A 16,914-nucleotide genomic window follows, 5' to 3' on the forward strand; every position below is an offset into this window, starting at 1 on the left:
GAAGCGTGCAGTCGTTCTTCAACGCGGCGTTCCTCACTGCCTACGCCTTCCCCGTCGTGGGTGAGGATGCGCCCGTGGCCCGCGCCCCCCCCCCCCGCCCCCCCACCACCTCAACTGACCGTACGCCCACCGTCCACGCGCAGGGTATGGCCGGTGACGAAGCTGGCCTCGGCCACCAGCCAGTACACCGCCTCGGCGATCTCCTCGACCGTGCCGATCCGTGCCAGCGGCGTGCGCGCCAGCAGCGCCTCGCGGGCGAAATCATCCTTGCCCTGTTCCGGCCACAGGATCGCGCCGGGTGCCACCGCATTGACCCGCACCTTCGGCGCCAGCTCCAGCGCCAGCGAACGGGTGGCCATTTCCAGCGCGGCCTTGGCCATGGTGTAGGCGATGTGGTCACGCATCGGATCGGTGCCGTGCAGGTCGGTCAGGTTGACGATGCAGCCCTGCTGGCGGCGCAGGTAGGGCGCGGCTGCCTGTGACAGCAGCAGTGGCGCGCGCGCGTTGACCGCATACAGCTTGTCCATCGCCTCGGCAGTGACCTGGCCGAGCGGCGTGGAAAAGAAGTTGGAGGCGTTGTTGACCAGCGCGTCCAGGCGGCCGAAGTGGGTGACGGCCTGTTCCACCAGGTCGGGCAGGGCGTCGGCGTCGCGCAGGTCGGCCTGCAGGGCCAGCACGCTGCCCGGGCGTACGTTGTCGAAATCGAACGCGGCCTGCTGCAGTTCGGCGCTGGAGGTGTTGGCGTGCAGCACCACCGACCAGCCACAGGCGTGGAACTGGCGGGCGATGGCCGCACCGATCCGGCGCGCGCTGCCGGTGATCAGGACCACGGGGTGGGTATCGCTCATCGAGGGTCCTCCAAGGCTCGGCTATCCTGTGCGCCATTGTCACCGCATTCGAAGACGCCATGCAGCCCACCTTCCCCCTGCCCGAAGCCGATGCCCTGGCCCACAGCGACCAGCTGGCCGCCGCCCTGCGCGCCGAGATCCTTGCGCAGGGCGGGGCAATGCCGTTCTCCCGCTTCATGGAGCTGTGCCTGTATACCCCGGGCTGGGGCTATTACAGCGCCGGCGCCAGCAAGTTCGGTGGCAGCGGCGACTTCACCACCGCGCCCGAGCTCGGCAGCCTGTTCGCCGGCAGCGTGGCCAATGCCCTGGCGCCGGTATTCGCCCAGCTGGGTGCGCAGGCGCGGATGCTGGAGCTGGGCGGCGGTACCGGTGCCTTCGCCGAGGCCGTGCTGCTGCGCCTGGTGGAGCTGGACGCGCTGCCCTCGCGCTATGCCATCCTCGAACCCAGCGCCGACCTGCGCGAACGCCAGCAGCAGCGCCTGCAGCAGAACCTGCCGGCCGAGATGGCCGCGCGCGTGGACTGGGTCGATCGCCCGTTCGAAGAGGACTGGGAGGGCGTGGTGTTCGCCAACGAGGTGATCGACGCGCTGCCGACGCCGCGCTTCCTGATCCGCGACGGCGAGGTCTATGAGGAAACCGTCGAGCTGGACGGCGACGGCCATTTCATCCGCGGCGCGCAGCCGGCCGACATCCTGCTCAACGGTGCGGTGCGCCATATCGAGCGCTATCTGGAGAAGCCCTTCGCCGAGGGCTACCGCTCCGAAGTGCTGCCGCAGCTGCCGTACTGGCTGCAGGCGGTGGCCGGTGGCCTGCAGCGCGGTGCGATGCTGTTCATCGACTACGGCTACAACCGTGGCGAGTTCTACCAGCATGACCGCGACGATGGCACCGTGCGTGCGTTCTACCGCCATCACGTGCACAACGACGTGCATCGCTGGCCGGGCCTGCAGGACATCACCGCCTCGGTGGACTTCACCGCGATGGCCGAAGCCGGCCTGCACGGTGGCTTCGAACTGGCAGGCTACTGCAGCCAGGCCAGCTTCCTGCTCGGTAACGGCCTGGACCAGGTATTGCTGCTGGCCGAGGAGCGCACCGATGAAGTCGGCCGCATCCAGCTGCGCGACCAGGTGAAGAAGCTGACCCTGCCGACCGAAATGGGCGAGCGCTTCCAGGCGATCGGCCTGCAGCGTGGCGTCGATTTCGAGCCGGCCTTCGAACTGGGTGACCTGAGCTGGCGCCTGTGAGTGATGCACGGGCGCTGATCAAGCCGCTGCGCAGGCCGCGGCTGTGGACCGTGCTGTGGGCGCTGGCAGTACTGCTGGTGATCGTGGTGTGCCTGATTCCGCCGCCGCCGATTCCGTTGCCGGAAAACAGCGACAAGGGCGAGCACTTCCTCGCCTATTTCATCCTGGCCGGCAGCGCAGTGCAGCTTTTCCGTCGGGGGCGCCCGCTGCTGTGGGTGGGCGTGGGCCTGGTGCTGATGGGGATCGGCATCGAGTTCGCGCAGGGCGCGCTGACCAGCAACCGCACGGCCGATCCGATGGATGCGCTGGCCAACACGATGGGCGTGCTGGCCGGCATGGCCACCGCACTGACCCCGCTGCGCGACCTGCTGCTGCGCTGGCGGGGCTGAGGGCGTGCCAACCAAGGTTGGCACCCACCAGGACAGACCTGCCGTTACTTCCCCAGCGTCACCTCATCCAGCACCCACATCGCCGGGCGCGTATCGCCGGTGAAGTTGATGCACAGGTCGCCGTTACCCTGGCTACCCTTCGGCAGCGTTGCACGCAGGGTCACGAAGCCATCGGCATCCGGCTGGGCCGGCAACGCAACTTCGGCCAGCACCTTGCCGCTGCAGTCGCCACGGCGCACCTGCATCTCGCCATGCGCACGCTTGGCTTTCTCGAAGCGACGCTTGGGTTCGTCATGGGCCAGCTGGAAGTAGTACGGAATACGGCCCGCACGCACTTCCACGCTGCCGACGCCGTCCAGCTGCGCCTGCGGCCAGCGCCAGCAGGGCTGGAAGATGTCGACGTTGAACACCGCGCGGGTGCCTTCGCGCGGGCCATCGTCTTCCAGGCGCAGCACCAGGCCCTTCTGGCCCACGCAGCTGAGCAGCTCATCGCTGCGGCGGCTGAGCAGCGATTGCGCAGTGAACGCGGCGACGGTCGGCTTCGCGGCCAGCATCTGGCCCTGATAGAACGCGGCGGCCTGCACGGTGGCGGGCAGCGTCGCGGTCAGCGGCTGCTGGTACAGCGGCGACTGCGCGCTGACCGGCTGGCCATCGATGCTGTAGCGCACCTCATAGCCGAGCGGGTTGGCCAGCGATACGGTCACGGTGTTGGCGGTGCGGTTGTCGGTGTAATCCACACCCACTTCGAACGGCGTCTGCGCATAGGCCAGGCCCCAGGCACGATAGCGCTGCAGCTGGGCCGGCAGGCGCGCGAGGAAGTCGCGGAAATCGCGATGTTCCGGCGTGCTCCAGCCGGTCTCGGCCACAGCGGCCAGGCGCGGGAACAGGTTGTGCTGCAGGCGTGCATAGCTGCGCGTGTGCTCGGTGAACATGTTGGCCTGCAGGCCCAGGATGTGCCCGCGCTTGTCGGCGGCCAGTTCGGCCGGCACCGGCTCGAAGTTGTACAGCTTGCCGAGATTGACCTGGGCCGGGCGGCCCGGCGGCTCGTTCGGCGAGGCGGTCTGCAGGTAATCCAGGTACAGGTAGCCGACCGGCGACATGATCACGTCATGGCCGGCACTGGCCGCGGCCAGGCCGCCTTCGGTGCCCTGCCACGACATCACCGTGGCCTGCGGCGGCAGACCCCCTTCGAGGATCTCGTCCCAGCCGATCAGGCGCCGGTCGTGCTCTTCCAGGAACGTCTCCAGGCGCTTGATGATGTGGCTCTGCATGGCCATCTCGTTGTTGATGCCCAGCGCACGCATGCGCTGCTGCACCTGCTTGGAGGCTTCCCACTGGTCCTTGACCGCCTCGTCGCCGCCCACGTGCACGTACTTGGCCGGGAACAGCTCGATCACTTCTTCCAGCACGTTCTCCAGGAAGGTGACCGTGCTGTCCTCCACGTTGAACAGGTTCGGGAACACGCCCCACTCGCTGATCGGCTTCAGCGGGGTGCTGATCGAGCCCAGTTCCGGGTAGGCAGCGATGGCGGCGGTGGCGTGGCCGGGCACGTCGATTTCCGGAATGACCTGGATATGCAGCCTCGCTGCATAGGCGATCACGTCGCGGATCTGCTCCTGGGTGTAGAAGCCACAGTACGGATGTTGCTGGCCACTGACCGGATCGATGCCGCCGTCACCTGCTGGCAGGCGGCAGCTGCCCACCTCGGTCAGCTTCGGGTAGCGCTTGATCTCCATGCGCCAGCCCTGGTCGTCGGTCAGGTGCCAGTGGAAGGTGTTGAGCTTGTGTGCGGCCATCGCATCGAGCACGCGCTTGATCTCGTCCAGGCTCTGGAAATGCCGCGCCGAGTCGAGCATGAAGCCGCGCCAGCTGAAGCGCGGCGCATCCTGGATCTGCACCGCTGGCAGCACGCCGTTGCTGCCGCCGGTGGCGAGCTGGGCGAGGGTGGTTGCGCCATAGAACAGGCCGGTCTCGTTGCCGGCCTGGATCACCACACCCTGCGCGGTGCTGTCCAACGTGTAACCCTCACCACTGTCGCGGAAGGTGGGCACGATCTGGAAACGGATGCTGCCGGCCTTGCCTGCTGCCTTGCCCTTGGCCAGGGCCAGGCGCGGGCCACCACTGCGGGCCAGCAGGTCGGCAAACTGGGTGGCGACGCGTTGCGCGGCTTCGCCTTCGGCGTACAGCACGGTATCGGCACGGACAGTGATGCCGCTGCCCTGGCCACGCTGTACGTTGGACGGCGCGGGAATCAGCATCAGGCTGCCGGCGCGCAGCTGCGGGCCGGGCGCTTCTGCGGCGGGCGTGGGATCGGCGGCAAGTGCCGGCGTGGCCGGCAGCAGGGCGAGCAGGCTGCCCAGCAGTACTGCGCTGCGCATCCGGGCGCGGGAAGGCTTGACCATCGGTACGACTCCTTGGAACGGTGCGATGAACGCTATACATGAAAAACGCCGGGCCCGGAATGACCCAGGCCCGGCGTGCGTGCACGACTCGGCGATGTTGCCGCCGCTGGATCAGTACTTGAAGCGGAAGTTGAGGTAGTACTGGCGACCGTTGCTGTAGAACGAGGTCGGGATGGCCGCGGTCTGGTAGTACTTGTAGGTCGGGTTGTTGAGGTTCAGGCCATCCAGGCTGATGCTCAGCCAGTCGGTGGCCTTGTAGCTCAGCGATGCCGACAGCGTGCCGAAGTCATCCTGGTAGTACGGGTTGGTGCCCGACAGGCTGATCAGGAACGAGGAACGGCGGGTGTAGCTGACCCGGGCGCCGAAGCGCTCGTTCTCGAAGTAGGCACCCACGTTGTAGGTGTTCTTCGAGGTGCCCAGCAGGTTGTGCGAGCCATCCGACCAGGTGTGCGAGGTCGTGCCGTTGGCGTAGGTGTAGTTGGCATTGATGCCGAAGTACTCGCCGATCGGCTGTTCGTAGGCCACTTCCACGCCGGTGACCTTGCCGTCGGCATTGATCGGGGTGGAGATCTGGTAGGTCTCAAGCCGGTTGGTCAGTTCGCTGTACAGCTGGCGCGAGACCACGTCGAAGGCGATGTAGTCCTTCAGGTCCATGTGATAAGCACCCACCGACAGCATGCCGCGCGGCATGAAGTACCACTCCAGGTTGGCATCCAGGTTGGTCGACAGGGTCGGCTTGAGGTTCGGGTTGCCACCGCCGCCGGTCCGGTTCAGGTCCGAACCGTACGAGGAGGCACCCAGCGCCGAGTAGTCCGGCAGGGTCTGCGTCTGCGAAGCGGCGACGCGCAGCACCAGCTTGTCGTCCAGGTCGAACTTGATGTTGGCGCTGGGCAGCACACGGTTGCGCTTGTTCTGGAAGGCAAGGCGCTCCCACATGCCGAACAGGCTGCTGACATCGGCGTCGGCGGCCTTGCTGACGGCGTTGTAGGTGTCGATGTCCTGCTTGATGTTGACGTAGCGCAGGCCGACGTTGCCGCTCCACCAGTCGCCGCGGAAGTTGGCCTGCACGTAACCGGCGAAGTTCTTTTCCTTCACCTTCCACTCGGCGCCGTAATTGTGGCGACCGGTCGGGCCGTCATTGCCGGCCAGCCAGGTGGAGTTGTTGGTCACCGCGTCCTTCAGCGCGCCCGGGGTGAAGTACCAGAGGTTGCGCGGGAAGGTGCCGCCGATGTCACCGGCGAAGCCACTCGGATAATTGGCCGTTGCACCGTTCTTCAGTGCACTCCAGATGTCACCCGGGGTTGCACCTTCCGGCGACAGCGCTTCGCGCTTGTGGTCTGCGAATCGCAGGCCGAAGTCGATCGAGCTCAGCACGCCGCCATCATTGAAGTACTGGTTGAAGTCGAGCGTGGCCCACTTCTCCTTGTCCTCTGCGGTGACCTGCTGGTTGCCCCAGGTGCCGAAGCTGGTCACGCCGTTGGGCGAGATATCGCCGCCGACGTTCCAGTCGATCGGCGAGCCATTGCCGTGCGTGGCCCAGCTGGCGCCGCCACCGTTGGCCAGGGTGACCTCGGCGATGTACTGGCGCGGCGTTTCGCCGGTGCCCTTGGTGCTGCCGGCCTGGAACTTGGCGGTCAGGCTGTCGCTGATCTGCCAGTCGGCATCGAAGGTGACATAGCTCGACTTGGCCTTCGACTCGCGGTAGATCATGTCGTACACCGCGTAGTCGGTGCCCGGCACGCCCTTGTAGGTGGCGTTGGTCAGCACGCCATCCTTGATCACATAGCCCGGATCCGGCGCCTGCGACTTGGCGAAGCTGTTGCCGAACATCATGAAGTTGCGGTTGTAGTTGTTCGCCTTCAGTTCGGAACTGAAACCGTTCAGGCCCAGGGTGAGGCTGTCGCTCGGCTTGAACTGCAGCGAGACCAGGCCACCCTTGCGCTCACGGGTCTGTTCGAACAGGGTCGAACCCAGCAGGCCCGGGACATTGACGCCGATCAGGTCGGGGTTGGTCTTGGCCACCGGATCACCGGCGCCGATCTTGAAGAAACCGCCCGGAATTTCCTGCGCTTCACGACGCAGCTCGCGCTTCTGGCTGAAGCCCTGCACCATCACGCCGAAGGTGCCTTCGTCGTTCTTGTAGTTGAACAGTGCCGAATACTGCGGGTCGTTGGACTTGGCCTGGTCCGAACGCACCATGCCGATCGAGCCTTCAGCGGTGAACTGCTTGGAGAACTCCAGCGGCTTGCGGGTGATGATGTTGACGGTACCGGTGGTGCCGCCGTCCTGCAGCTTGGCCTGCGAGGATTTGTTCACCTCCACCGAGCTGACCAGTTCCGACGGCAGCAGCGAGTAGCTGACGCTGCGGCCGACGTTGTTGCCCTGGCTGAGCACGAACCAGTCGGCCGAGCCGACGGTATGGCCGTTGATCAGGGTCTGGGTCAGGCTCGGGCTGGTGCCGCGCAGGCTGACACGGTCGGCTTCGTCGAAGCCGCCTTCGTCGGCGCTGGACGAGCTGATGTTGACGCCCGGCAGGCGCTGCAGGGTATCGGCGACGTTGTGCGCCGGCAGCTTGCCGACGTCTTCGGCGGTGACCACTTCCACGCGCGCATTGGCTTCGCGCTTGGTGTCCAGCGACTTTTCCATCGAGCCACGGATGCCCGTAACCGTCACGGTGTCCAGGTCGGTGGCGGTCGGGGCGGCCTGCTGCGCGTGCGCACTGAAGGCGATGCAGCTGACGATGGCGGCCGAAAGCAGGGTCTTGCGGGTGTTCATGATGTCTCTCCTCATCACTCGATTGGATGCCGGCGGCGGTGTTCGATTACGGTTGCGATGACATGCGCGGGGCGGCGGCGAAGTCCCGTGCGTTGGCGTGCCACGTACAGCGTGCTGCGATTGCGTTGAAGCCTGTTGCGGTGTCAGGCGGCCGACTGCTGCAGGTACCAGCTGGCAGCGCCAACCACGCCCAGCTGGCCGTGCTCGACGACCTTCACCGGGATGCGTGCCAGTGCTTCGCCCATCGGCCCCTTCTGCAGGTACCGTTCGACGAAGGTGCTGGCGTGCAGGTATTCGCGGATCTGCGGCAGGATGCCGCCGGCCAGGTAGACGCCACCATGGGCGCCGTAGAACAGCGCCATGTCGCCGATGGTGCTGCCGAGCAGGCCGCAGAACACATCCAGCGCCTGGCGTGCGTGCGCATCGATATCGGCCATGGCGGCGGCAGTGACTGCATCCGGGCTGGCCAGCGTCGGTACCTGCCCCTGCAGCGCACATACCGCGCGGTACAGGTTCATCAGGCCCGGGCCGGAGATTGCATGCTCGATCGACACGTGGGCGCGGTCGCGCTGCATGTGGCGGACGATGGCCATTTCCAGTTCGGTGCTGGCGGCCAGGGTCGGCTGGCCGGCTTCCGTCGGCAGCACCACCGGGCCGTGTGCGGTGGGAATCCACAGCGCGGCGCCGAGGCCGGTGCCCGGGCCGACCACCAGGGTCGGGCCGCGTGCAGCGGTCTCCGGTCCGCACAGGTGCAGCACGCCGCTGGCGTCCACCTGCGCGGCGGCGTAGGCCACCGCTTCAAAGTCGTTGACGATGTAGACCCGCTGCAGGCCGACGTCCGCTTCCACCTGGCGCGCCGACAGCGGCCACGGCAGGTTGGCGGTGATCACCGTGCCGTCCTCGCGGGCATAGCCGGCGCTGGCGACCACGCAGTGCGAGGGCCGCGGGCCTTCGCCGAGGAAGTCGGACAGGATCGCGCTGAGGCCGGCATGGTCGGCATTGCGGTACTTGCGGTACTCCAGCACCTGCACCGGGTGGGCGGCATCACCGCTGGCCTGGACCCGGGCCACGCGCACATGGGTGCCACCAACGTCGGCGGCCAGGAACGAGGGCGCGACTCGGGACAGGACATGGGCCGGGGCGGGGTGGCTGGCGGTCACGCGGGCTCCTGCTGCAGGTGGGGCCGGCCCCGGGATCGGGGGCGGCGATTGGGGCGGAGTCTGTAACCCCGCTGACAACGATGTCAACGAGTTCGTGACACTTTCGTTGCTGCGCCGCAACGAATGCGACATGCAGTAAACGTTTACATGGCGTGAGCATGGGTTTCACGCGGGAACCTTTGCTGCACGGGGCTCAAGGGCTGCGGCGCATTCAGCACGATGCGCCGGGATCGGCTTGCGCAGTGCAGCACGAGGTTCACGGGCTGATGCAGGGAAGTTGACAAACCGCCGTTGTCCATCGAAAGAATGTGACAACGTTGTTCCCAGCCACTCTCCGACGCCGCGTTCTGCGGCCGTCGCCGCAGGAGCCCTCCTGATGTCCGCCGTCCCCGCTGCAAGCGCGCGCCCGAACGTGGCCACCTCCATCGCCATCGTCGGCGTGCTGTTCTTCCTGATCGGCTTCTTCACCTGGCTCAACGGGCCGCTGATCACCTTCGTCAAGCTCGCCTTCGAACTCAGCGAGGTCGGCGCCTTCCTGGTGCTGATGGTGTTCTACCTGTCCTACTTCTTCCTGGCCCTGCCGTCGTCGTGGATCCTGCGCCGCACCGGCATGAAGAAGGGCCTGAGCCTGAGCCTGCTGGTGATGGCCGGGGGGGCCGCGCTGTTCGGTGAATTCGCCACCCAGCGCTGGTACCCGGGCGCGCTCGGCGGCCTGTTCGTGATCGGCAGCGGCCTGGCCCTGCTGCAGACCGCGATCAACCCCTACATCTCCATCCTCGGCCCAATCGAGACCGCGGCGCGGCGCATCGCGCTGATGGGCATCTGCAACAAGATCGCCGGCATGCTGGCGCCGGTGCTGATCGGTACCGTGGTGCTGCACGGCATCGGTGACCTGTCGGCCAGCGTGGCCGTTGCCGATGAAGCGACCAAGGCGCAGCTGCTCAACGACTTTGCCGCCAAGATTCACGCGCCGTACCTGGCCATGGCCGGCGTGCTGGTGCTGCTGGCAGTGGCCGTGCTGTTCTCGCCGCTGCCGGAAATCAAGCCGTCCGAAGCCAACGCCACGCCAGTGGCGGCCGGTGCCGCCGAGCGCCGCAGCATCTTCCAGTTCCCGCACCTGTGGCTGGGCGTGCTGTGCCTGTTCGTGTACGTGGGCGTGGAGGTGATGGCCGGCGATGCGATCGGTACCTATGGCCACGGCTTCGACCTGCCGCTGGACCAGACCAAGATGTTCACCTCGCTGACCCTGTTTGCCATGCTCATCGGCTACGTGGTCGGCCTGCTGCTGATCCCGAAGGTGGTCTCGCAGTCGCGCTACCTGACCATTTCCGCCGTGCTGGGCGTGGTGTTCTGCCTCGGCGCCTGGGTCACCCACGGCTACGTCTCGGTGGGCTTCGTGGCCGCACTGGGCTTTGCCAACGCGATGATGTGGCCGGCGATCTTCCCGCTGGCGATCCGCGGCCTGGGCCGTTTCACCGAGACCGGTTCGGCGCTGCTGGTGATGGGCATTGCCGGCGGCGCGATCATTCCGCAGCTGTTCGCCGTGCTCAAGCAGCACATCGACTTCCAGCTGGTGTTCGTGCTGCTGATGGTGCCGTGCTACCTGTACATCCTGTTCTACTCGGTGGTCGGCCATCGCGCCGGCCTACCGCAGGACAAGGCCTGATCGGCGATGATGGACGGCAGCCAACCCCAGGGAAAACCCATGCGCAGAGCGACCATCAAGGACGTTGCGGAGAAGGCCAAGGTCTCGCTGAAGACGGTCTCGCGGGTGATCAACAACGAGCCCTCGGTGATGCAGGCCACCCGTGCACGGGTGCTGCGAGCCATCGCCGAGCTCGACTACGAGCCCGACCCGTCCGCGCGCAACCTGCGCAGCGGCACCACCTTCGTGATCGGGCTGGTCTACGACAACCCGAACCCGTACCACATCATCGGCGTGCAGAACGGCGTGCTCGCCGCCTGCCGCGAGACCGGGTTTGGCCTGCAGATCCATCCCTGCGATTCCAGCTCGCCGCTGCTGGCCGATGAACTGGCCGACTGGGTGCAGCGTTCGCGCCTGGCCGGGCTGGTGCTGACCGCACCGATGTCCGAGCGCCGCGACCTGATCCAGGCGCTGACCGCGCGCGGCATCAAGCTGGTGCGCATCATCGCCGCCACCGAAGACCCGGCCGACGGTGCCTGCGTGTTCGTCGACGACCGCGAGGCCGCCTACGAAATCACCGAGCACCTGATCCAGCTGGGCCACCAGCGCATCGGCTTCCTCTGGGGCGGCATCTCGCACCGCTCCTCGGGCGAGCGTTATGCCGGCTACGAGGCTGCGCTGAAGGACTACGGCATGACCGTGGACAAGCACCTGGTGGTGCAGGGTGATTACACCTTCGACGACGGTTTCCGCGGCGCGCGCCGCCTGCTGGCGCTGCGCGAGCCGCCCACCGCCATCTTCGGCTCCAACGATGAAATCGCCGCCGGCGTGCTGGCCGCCGCCAAGTCGGCCGGCATGAACGTGCCCTACGACCTGTCCATCGCCGGTTTCGAGGACAGCCCGTTCTCGCGCCAGTCGTGGCCGCCGCTGACCACCGCCAAGCAGGCCACCGAGGACATCGCCCGCCACGCTGCGCGCCTGCTGATCGCGCAGCTGCGCAGTGACGCCTACGACGATGCGCCGGCACCGCTGCACAATCAGGGCTTCGTGCCACAACTGGTGGTGCGCGGTTCTACGGCGCCGATGCGCCCGGCCGGCGCACGCCCCCTTCCTTCCGATCCTGCCTGAGCCTGCCATGTCGCTGTCAGACCCCACTTCCACCCTGATGTTCGCCGAGGCCGCTGAAGCAGCCGACGTGGTCGCCCGCCAGTTCTCGCGCAACCACGCCACCATGGAAACCCTGGCCGCCAGCCTGCGCGCGGCGCCGCCGCCGTTCGTGGTCACCTGCGCGCGTGGCAGCTCCGACCACGCCGCCACCTACGGCAAATACCTGCTGGAAACCCAGCTGGGCCTGGTGGTGGCCTCGGCCTCGCCGTCGGTGGGCTCGGTGTACGCCGCACCGCTGCAATTGCGCGGCGCACTGTTCATCGTCATCTCGCAGTCGGGCAAGAGCCCGGACCTGTTGCGCAATGCGGAAGCCGCCAAGGCGGCCGGTGCGCGCGTGATCGCGCTGGTCAACGTCGAGGATTCACCGCTGGCGCAGCTGGCCGACACGGTCATTCCGCTGCATGCCGGTGCCGAGAAGAGCGTGGCGGCCACCAAGAGCTACCTGGCTTCGCTGGCTGCGCTGCTGCAGCTGGCCGCGTACTGGAAGCAGGACAGCAACCTGCGTGCCGCACTGGACCTGTTGCCGGATGCAATGCGTGCGGCCTGGCAGTGCGACTGGAGCGCGGTGACCGGCGGGCTGGTCGAAGCCACCAACCTGTTCGTGCTCGGCCGCGGCCTGGGCCTGGGTGCAGCGCAGGAAGCCGCGCTGAAGTTCAAGGAAACCTGCAGCCTGCACGCCGAGGCCTACAGTTCGGCCGAGGTCAAGCACGGTCCGATGGCGCTGGTCGATCGTGGTTTCCCGGTGCTCGCCTTCGCGCAGCCGGACGAGACCGGTGCCGGTACCCGCGCAGTGGTCGATGAATTCACCGCGCGCGGTGCGCAGGTATGGATGGCCGGTGCCGGTGGCAATCTGCCGGTGGCGGCCGCGCCGCATCCGCTGTGCGCGCCGTTGCTGACCGTGCAGAGCTTCTACCGCGCGATCAACGCGCTGGCGCTGCGCCGTGGCTTCAACCCGGATCTGCCGCCGCACCTGAACAAGGTCACGGAGACGGTCTGATGGCCACGGTCCTGCGCAACGCCCGCATCCTTGCAGGCGATGAATTCCGCGACGATCTGGCGGTGGTGATCGAGGACGGCCGCATCAGTGCGCTGCTGCCCGATGCCGCGCCGCAGCTCGGCCAGGCCGCCGCGCAGGTGGACCTGGGCGGTGGCTGGCTGCTGCCCGGTTTCATCGACGTGCAGGTCAACGGCGGCGGCGGCGCGCTGTTCAACAACACGCCGGACGTAGCATCGCTGCGCACCATCGCGCAGGCGCACCGCCGTTTCGGCACCACCGCGATGCTGCCGACGCTGATCAGCGACGACGTGGGCGTGATGCGCGAGGCCATCGGTGCGATGCGCGAGGCGATCGCACAGGGCGTGCCGGGCGTGATCGGCATCCATCTGGAAGGCCCGTACATCGCGCCGGCGCGCAAGGGCACGCACGATGCCAGCAAGTTCCGCGTGCCGGACGAAGAAGAGATCGCACTGGCCGCATCGCTCGACAACGGCGTGACCCTGTTGACGCTGGCGCCGGAACGCGTGCCGCTGGAGACCATCCGTGCGCTGGTCGAGCGTGGCGTGATCGTCGCCGCTGGGCATACCGCAGGCACCTACGAAGAGATCCGCGCCGGCCTGGATGCCGGCGTGCGTGGATTCACCCATCTGTACAACGCGATGTCGCCATTGCAGGGGCGCGAGCCCGGCGCAGTGGGTGCCGCGCTGGAAGACCGCGACAGCTGGATCGGCATCATCGTCGATGGCGTGCATGTGCATCCGGCCAGCCTGCGCGTGGCCCTGGCGGCCAAGCCGCGTGGCCGCCTGCTGCTGGTGACCGATGCAATGCCGCCGGTCGGTGCCGATGACCCGAGCTACGTGCTGTACGGCGAAACCATCACGGCCATCGACGGCGTGGTGCGCAATGCCGCCGGTGCACTGGCAGGTTCGGCGCTGGACATGGCCACCGCCGTGCGCAACACCGTGCAGCTGCTCGGCCAGCCGCTGGCCGAAGCCGCACGCATGGCCTCGACCTATCCGGCGCAGTTCCTCAATGTCGATGACCGCCTCGGCCACATCGCAGAGGGCTACCAGGCCGACCTGGTGCTGCTGGATGACGCCCTGCAGGTGCGCGGCACCTGGATCGCCGGACAGTACGAGGCCGCCTGATGAACGCTACGCCGCCACGACGGCTGGGCTCGATCGATGCCCTGCGCGGCATCACCGTGGCGGCGATGCTGCTGGTCAACAATCCGGGCGACTGGAGTGCGGTGTTCGCACCACTGCGTCATTCGGAATGGCATGGCTGCACCCCTACCGATCTGGTGTTCCCGTTCTTCCTGTTCCTGGTCGGTGTGTCGATGGCCTTCAGCGTGGCGCCGCGTGCGCTGGACGCGTCGGTCCGCCCTGCGTTGGCGCGTGGCGTGCTGGAGCGCGCGCTGCGCATCCTGCTGGCCGGTGCGCTGTTGCATCTGTTGATCTGGTGGGCGCTGCAGACGCATCACTTCCGCATCTGGGGCGTGCTGCAACGCATCGCGGTATGTGCGGCGCTGGTGGGCGTGCTGGCAGTGTATGCACGGCCGCGCGTGCAGGCGGCCGTGCTGGTCACGCTGCTGGTGGGGTACACCGTACTGCTGCTGGGCATCGGCGATCTGGCGCCGTGGACCAATCCGGCCAGCCGCCTGGATACCACGCTGTTCGCCCCGTGGATCTATCAGTGGCACGCCGATACCGGGCTTGGCCATGACCCGGAAGGATTGCTGAGTACCCTGGGCGCCCTGGCCAGCACCGTGCTCGGCCTGTTGGCCGGCGGCCTGCTGCGCAACGGGCGTTCGGCGGCCCTGGCCGGGCTGGGCGTGGCAACCGCCGTGCTCGGGTTGTTGCTGGCCACCGTGCTGCCGTTGAACAAACAGCTGTGGACGCCCAGCTATGTGTTGTGGACCGGTGGCCTTGCCGCGCTGGCGCTGTGGCTGGGCCACGTGCTGATCGATCGCAAGGGTTGGCCGGCGCTGGGGCGGCGCTTCGGGGTCAATGCGATCACTGCCTATCTGGGTGCGTCAGTGATGTCGGTGGTACTGATGGCCACCGGCGCCTGGGGCTGGATCTGGCAGCAGCTGGCCGATGCGATGCCACAGGCGCTGGAACTGGCGTCGATGCTGCAGGCGGTGGCATTCGTCGCGCTGTGGTGGGGCGTGGCCTGGTGGTTGGACCGGCGGAAGATCTACCTGAAAATCTGACCTGCCTCATCCACGCATGGCGTGGATCGTCCGGGATGCGCGTGCTGGTTCAGTAGATCCACGCCCTGCGTGGATGTTCTTCTCGCTACTGGTGGCCTCCAGAAAAATGAATGGTTTCAGTCACGTAGAGGCCAGGTGAGAATCGCCCGAGTTCGCAATTGAAGTGTGATCACTGGCACGTAAATTCACCTGTCGAAACCATTCACAACAAGGCAGACTGCGCTCGCAGTACCGCATATCCGCAGTTCCTGATCCCCTGTCCAGGAGTGCCGTATGTCCCGTGCCGTCCCGCGCGCGTTTCGTCCGCGCCGCCTCACCGTTTCCGTGCTGCAGGCCCTGGCCGTTCCCTCCGTCATGCTGATGACCGCCAGCGTCGCCTGGGCCGGCTGTGACGCCATCGCGCCCGTTGCCGGCCAGACGGTCACCTGCAGCGCCAGCGCGCCCAACCCGCAGACCGTTCCCATCGCTGCCAGCGGCGCGGCCGGCATCACCGTCAACGTTGCCAGCAGCGCCCAGCTGCAGCAGAGCGGTGGCGGTTCCGCCATTGCGCTGGTCGGTGCAGGGGGCCATCTGCTGTCCAACCAGGGCGCGATCAGTTCGGTCGGTGGCGTGGCGGTGCAGCTCGGCGGCGGCAGCCGCGTCGAGAATATTGGCAGCATCAGCACGGGCAACAACATCGCGCTGCAGTTCGTCGGCAATGGTGACAGCGTGCTGGTCAACCGCGGAACGATCAGTGGCGGAACCGGCGTGCAGTTCGGTGCCGGCAACGATCGCCTGGAGATGCAGGCCGGCAGCATCAGCGGCGGTGTCCTGCAGGGCGATGGCAACGATGTGCTGCTGCTCAACGACGGCACCCTCGATCGTGTCGACCAGGGCAGCGGCGATGACCAGATGACGGTCACCGGCGGCACCATCACCGGCGTGGTCGCACAGGGCAGTGGCCGCGATGATTTCGTCATGACCGGCGGCACGATCGGCGCGCTGCAGCAGGGCGACAACATCGATACCTTCCGCATGAGCGGTGGCCGCATCATCGGCGCGTTCGAGGATGGCGACCGGGCCTGGATGACCGGTGGCCGCATCGGCCGGGTCAACATGAAGCTGGACAAGAACCTGTGGGACATGTCCGGCGGTACCGTTGACGGCAACGTGGTGACCGGCTTCGACACCGACACCATCATCATTTCGGGCACGGCCTACATCGGCGGCAACATCAGCGTCAGCGGCGGTGCCGACAGCGTGACCATCACTGATGGCACCGTGCGCGGCCAGGTGCTGCTCAGCACCGGCAACGACACGTTCAACTGGACCGATGGCGGCATCGTCTACGGTGCGATCGACATGGGCCCGGATGACGACGTTGCGAACCTGGCCAACCTCACCCAGACCCACGTCGGTGCAGTCCCCCTGTTCGACGGCGGCAGCGGCACCGACCAGCTCAACCTCACCAACGTCAAGACCACGGGCGTCGGGCGCTTCCAGAACTGGGAAACGATCAGCCTGGCCAGCAGCACCGAACTGACCTTCGACGGCAATCTGGTTCTGGGCGATGCCGGCACCGGCACCGGTACGCTCACCGTCGACGACACCAGCACATTGTTCGCTGGCGGCGGCAACCATGCCATCCGTCCGTTCATGGCATCGGGCCTGGTCAACATGGTCAATGCCGGGCGCATCGACCTGACCGCCAGCGGCAGCGCCGGTGATGCCTTCACCGTGCGCGGCAATTACCGCGGCGACGGTGGCGGTCTGTACCTGAAGACGGTGCTGGGGGCCGATGATTCGGCCAGTGACAAGCTGGTGTTCGACGGTGGCACGGCCACCGGCAGCACCGGCATCGGCATCCTCAACGTGGGCGGCGGTGGTGCGGCGACACGTACAGACGGCATTCTGGTGGTGCAGGCATTGAATGGCGCCATCACCGCGCCGGGCGCATTCTCGCTGTTCGCGCCCGTGGCGGCCGGTGCCTACGAGTATTTCCTGTTCAAGGGCGGGGTCAGCGCGGGCACCGGCGAGAACTGGTACCTGCGCTCGACGCTGGTGCAGGGACCAACCCCGGCGCCCAATGGCGC

Annotated in this window: 11 protein-coding genes and 1 pseudogene; 8 read left to right on the forward strand and 4 right to left on the reverse strand. The window is 67.1% G+C overall.

From position 1 onward, the window contains the following. Positions 1-110: 110 nt before the first annotated feature. Positions 111-848, reverse strand: a complete 738-nt coding sequence (locus O0J73_RS15750) for a pteridine reductase (protein WP_308309110.1) — start codon at positions 846-848, stop codon at positions 111-113. A gap of 59 nt (positions 849-907) precedes the next feature. Between O0J73_RS15750 and O0J73_RS15755 the strand changes: the two genes are divergently transcribed. Together O0J73_RS15755 and O0J73_RS15760 are read left to right on the forward strand one after the other, a co-directional pair. Further along, positions 908-2,092: an SAM-dependent methyltransferase gene (locus O0J73_RS15755; protein ID WP_006470277.1), complete on the forward strand. Its 1,185-nt coding sequence runs from the start codon at positions 908-910 to the stop codon at positions 2,090-2,092. Then, entirely contained in the window at positions 2,089-2,481 is a 393-nt protein-coding gene (locus O0J73_RS15760) for a hypothetical protein (protein ID WP_006470276.1), read from the forward strand. Before O0J73_RS15755 ends, O0J73_RS15760 begins: the two co-directional genes overlap by 4 nt. 44 nt (positions 2,482-2,525) lie before the next feature. On the opposite strand, the gene O0J73_RS15765 is transcribed toward O0J73_RS15760, so the two are convergent. The 3 genes from O0J73_RS15765 to O0J73_RS15775 form a co-directional block, all read right to left on the reverse strand. Further along, positions 2,526-4,883: a family 20 glycosylhydrolase gene (locus O0J73_RS15765; RefSeq protein ID WP_197563940.1), complete on the reverse strand. Its 2,358-nt coding sequence runs from the start codon at positions 4,881-4,883 to the stop codon at positions 2,526-2,528. Positions 4,884-4,994: 111 nt separating this feature from the next. After that, positions 4,995-7,658, reverse strand: coding sequence for a TonB-dependent receptor (locus tag O0J73_RS15770; RefSeq protein ID WP_006470208.1), 2,664 nt, complete (start codon positions 7,656-7,658; stop codon positions 4,995-4,997). A gap of 143 nt (positions 7,659-7,801) precedes the next feature. Then, a complete protein-coding gene (locus O0J73_RS15775; protein ID WP_197563939.1) occupies positions 7,802-8,818 on the reverse strand; it encodes a glucokinase family protein in 1,017 nt (338 codons plus the stop codon). A gap of 376 nt (positions 8,819-9,194) precedes the next feature. On the opposite strand from O0J73_RS15775, the gene O0J73_RS15780 reads away from it, so the two are divergent. The 6 genes and pseudogenes from O0J73_RS15780 to O0J73_RS15805 form a co-directional block, all read left to right on the forward strand. Then, positions 9,195-10,484, forward strand: coding sequence for a sugar MFS transporter (locus O0J73_RS15780; protein ID WP_006470166.1), 1,290 nt, complete (start codon positions 9,195-9,197; stop codon positions 10,482-10,484). 39 nt (positions 10,485-10,523) lie between these two features. Further along, complete coding sequence (locus O0J73_RS15785) at positions 10,524-11,591, forward strand: LacI family DNA-binding transcriptional regulator (RefSeq protein WP_006391719.1); 1,068 nt, start codon at positions 10,524-10,526, stop codon at positions 11,589-11,591. Between the two features lie 7 nt (positions 11,592-11,598). After that, positions 11,599-12,627, forward strand: coding sequence for an SIS domain-containing protein (locus O0J73_RS15790; RefSeq protein WP_308309113.1), 1,029 nt, complete (start codon positions 11,599-11,601; stop codon positions 12,625-12,627). Further along, complete coding sequence (gene nagA / locus O0J73_RS15795; RefSeq protein WP_308309114.1) at positions 12,627-13,775, forward strand: N-acetylglucosamine-6-phosphate deacetylase; 1,149 nt, start codon at positions 12,627-12,629, stop codon at positions 13,773-13,775. Before O0J73_RS15790 ends, nagA begins: the two co-directional genes overlap by 1 nt. After that, positions 13,775-14,842 carry a heparan-alpha-glucosaminide N-acetyltransferase domain-containing protein gene (locus tag O0J73_RS15800; RefSeq protein ID WP_308309115.1) on the forward strand — a complete coding sequence of 356 codons (1,068 nt, stop codon included), beginning with the start codon at positions 13,775-13,777 and terminating at the stop codon, positions 14,840-14,842. The genes nagA and O0J73_RS15800 overlap by 1 nt, the downstream gene beginning before the upstream one ends. 273 nt (positions 14,843-15,115) lie before the next feature. Continuing rightward, positions 15,116-16,914 (forward strand): annotated as a pseudogene (locus O0J73_RS15805) (autotransporter outer membrane beta-barrel domain-containing protein); the annotation flags it as partial.

This window comes from Stenotrophomonas sp. Sm6012, assembly GCF_030985895.1.
GTDB lineage: Bacteria > Pseudomonadota > Gammaproteobacteria > Xanthomonadales > Xanthomonadaceae > Stenotrophomonas > Stenotrophomonas forensis.